The organism is Streptomyces sp. NPDC059456, from assembly GCF_042750055.1.
GTDB lineage: Bacteria > Actinomycetota > Actinomycetes > Streptomycetales > Streptomycetaceae > Streptomyces.
Genome location: NZ_JBHYVA010000282.1, coordinates 7,639 through 10,052, shown reverse-complemented (window position 1 = coordinate 10,052; position 2,414 = coordinate 7,639). Strand labels below are relative to the sequence as shown.

Annotated in this window: 2 protein-coding genes; one reads left to right on the top strand and one right to left on the bottom strand. The window is 75.0% G+C overall.

Annotation, left to right across the window (positions count from 1 at the left end; translation table 11 throughout):
* Positions 1-1,171, bottom strand: a 1,171-nt coding sequence (gene serC / locus ACFXA3_RS23320; RefSeq protein ID WP_385189602.1) for a phosphoserine transaminase, incomplete at its 3' end; no start/stop codon positions are given.
* 181 nt (positions 1,172-1,352) lie between these two features.
* Between serC and ACFXA3_RS23315 the strand changes: the two genes are divergently transcribed.
* Positions 1,353-2,297: a DMT family transporter gene (locus tag ACFXA3_RS23315; RefSeq protein WP_385189600.1), complete on the top strand. Its 945-nt coding sequence runs from the start codon at positions 1,353-1,355 to the stop codon at positions 2,295-2,297.
* The last annotated feature ends 117 nt before the right edge of the window (positions 2,298-2,414 follow it).

Sequence of the window (2,414 nt, the reverse complement as noted above, 5' to 3'; positions counted from 1 at the left end):
GGGCGGCTCGGGGGCGGGGGGGGGGGGCGCCCGCGGGGGCCGGGGGGGGCGGTACTCGCTTGTCAAACCGCGGTGCTTGGCGGGGGCCCCCCCCCCCCACGTCCGCCGGGTCGACCGCCGGGTACATGGCGATGCGGAGCTGGTTGCGGCCGAGCTTGCGGTACGGCTCGGTGTCCACGATGCCGTTGGCGCGCAGCACCTTCGAGATCGCCGCCGCGTCGATGTCGTCCGAGAAGTCGATCGTTCCCATGACGGCCGAGCGCTTGTCGGCGTCCTGCACGAACGGGCTCGCGTACTTCGAGGCCTCGGCCCAGCCGTACAGGTTGCGTGCGCTGGCCGCCGTACGGCCGGTGGTGAACTCCAGGCCGCCCTGGGAGTTCATCCACCGCAGCTGCTCGTCCATCAGGAACAGGGTGGACAGCGCCGGGGTGTTGTACGTCTGGTTCTTCAGCGAGTTGTCGATCGCCGTCGGCAGCGAGAAGAACTCCGGGATGTGCCGGCCCGACGCGTGGACGCGCGCCGCGCGCTCCAGGGCCGCCGGCGAGAACGCCGCCAGCCACAGGCCGCCCTCGGAGGCGAAGGACTTCTGCGGGGCGAAGTAGTAGACGTCGCTCTCGGTGATGTCCACCGGCAGGCCGCCGGCGCCCGAGGTCGCGTCCACCAGGACGAGGGACCCCGCGTCGGCGCCCGCGACGCGCTTGACCGGCGCCGCCACACCCGTCGAGGTCTCGTTGTGCGTGTACGCGTACACGTCGACACCCGCCTCGGCCACCGGCTCCGGGTGCGTGCCCGGCTCGGAGGAGATCACGGTCGGCTCGTCCAGCCACGGCGCGAGCTTCGCGGCCTTGGCGAACTTGGACGAGAACTCGCCGAAGGTGAGGTGCTGGGACTTGCGCTCGATGAGCCCGGCGGTCGCGATGTCCCAGAAGGCGGTGGAGCCGCCGTTGCCCAGGATCACCTCGTAGCCCTCGGGCAGCGAGAACAGGTCCCGGATGCCCTGGCGCACGGAGCCGACCAGGTTCTTGACCGGGGCCTGGCGGTGCGAGGTCCCGAGCAGGGAGGTACCGGTGGCGGCGAGGGCGTCCAGCGCCTCGGTCCGCACCTTGGAGGGGCCCGCGCCGAAGCGTCCGTCGGCGGGCTTGATGTCAGCGGGAATCTGGATCTCGGCCACGAGCGGAGCGTATCCGGTCCGGGTCCACGCCTTGGGGAAGCGTCCACCCGATGAGACGAACGTCCCGGGTTCGGGCGGCGGGGGAGGGGCGGGGCGCGGTAAGGCGGTACGGGGGCGAGGGCAGGGCGAGGTAAGGCGGCACGCGGCGGCGTGGCCCTTACATACCCCTTAGTCTGGATTAATGCCCGCATCCTCCCCCGCATCCACCCCCGCCGTCCCCGTGGCGGGCACCGCCCCCGCGACCGGGGCGCTCCCGGCCCCCGCCGGGCCGTCCCGCCTGGGGCCCGTCGCGCTGGTGATCGCGGCCGGGATCTCGGTCCAGTTCGGCGCCGCGCTCGCCGTCATGATCATGCCGGGGGCGGGCGCCGCGGGCGTGGTCACGCTGCGGCTCGCGGCCGCGGCACTGGTGCTGATGCTCCTGTGCCGCCCGAAGGTGCGCGGCCACACGCGCGCCGACTGGGGCACCGTCGTCGCCTTCGGCATCGCGATGGCCGGCATGAACGGGCTCTTCTACCAGTCCATCGACCGCATCCCGCTCGGCCCGGCCGTCACCCTGGAGGTCCTGGGCCCCCTCGTCCTGTCGGTCGTCGTCTCCCGTCGCGCGGCGAGCCTGCTGTGGGCCGGCCTGGCCCTGGCCGGTGTCGCCCTGCTGGCCGGCCACGGCGGCGGGAGCGGCTTCGGCGGCCTCGACCCGGCGGGCTGCGCCTTCGCGCTCGGAGCGGGCGCGATGTGGGCGGCGTACATCGTGTTCAGCGCCCGTACCGGCCGCCGCTTCCCGCAGGCGGACGGGCTGGCGCTGGCCATGGCGGTGGCGGCGGTGCTGTCGCTCCCGCTGGGCATCGCCCAGGCCGGCTCCGCGCTCCTCGTGCCGGGCACGCTGGCGCTGGGCGCCGGGGTCGGCGTCCTGTCCTCCGTCCTGCCGTACACCCTGGAACTCCTGGCACTGCGCCGCCTGCCCGCACCGACGTTCGCCGTCCTGATGAGCCTGGAACCGGCGATCGCGGCCACCGCTGGCTTCCTGGTCCTGAACCAGGCGATGTCGGCCCTGGACGCGCTCGCGATCGCCCTGGTCATCGCGGCGAGCATGGGCGCGGTCCGCTCCCAGGGCGGCAAGGCCACCGCCTGACGCGGGCGTCCGGGCGCCCCCCCCCCCCGCCCCCGGGGGGGGGGGGGGGGGGGGGGGGGGGGGGGGCGGGGGCCCCCCCCCCCCCCCCCGCCGGTGCCGGGAACACGGCGGGGGCGC